General features: G+C 34.2%; 1 protein-coding gene. It reads left to right on the top strand.

Annotated elements, in window-relative coordinates:
* Positions 1-142: 142 nt before the first annotated feature.
* Positions 143-360, top strand: a 218-nt coding sequence (locus HEN33_RS25605; RefSeq protein WP_183083552.1) for a transposase family protein, incomplete at its 3' end; no start/stop codon positions are given.

Raw genomic sequence — 360 nt, 5'->3', positions numbered from 1 at the left:
GGGAAAGATCACGTAACGCTGCTTTTTTGTACTAAACAATTCGCATTTTATGTTTAAAAATTGAGATATTCCTCATTACCTGAAGCTGTTTTTTATTGCTTATACATGATCAAATACTCCTTACATAATTAAGGAGAACAAAATGGTACTTAAAAAATTGATGGAACATATTTCTATTATCCCCGATTACAGACAAGCCTGGAAAGTGGAACATAAATTATCGGATATTCTACTGTTGACTATTTGCGCCGTTATTTCGGGTGCAGAAGGTTGGGAAGATATAGAGGATTTTGGGGAAACACATCTCGATTTTTTGAAGCAATATGGTGATTTTGAAAATGGTATTCCTGTTCACGATAC

It is taken from the genome of Escherichia sp. 94.0001, from assembly GCF_013369155.2.
Classification (GTDB): domain Bacteria; phylum Pseudomonadota; class Gammaproteobacteria; order Enterobacterales; family Enterobacteriaceae; genus Escherichia; species Escherichia coli_F.
This window is presented reverse-complemented; position numbering and strand designations above follow the sequence as displayed.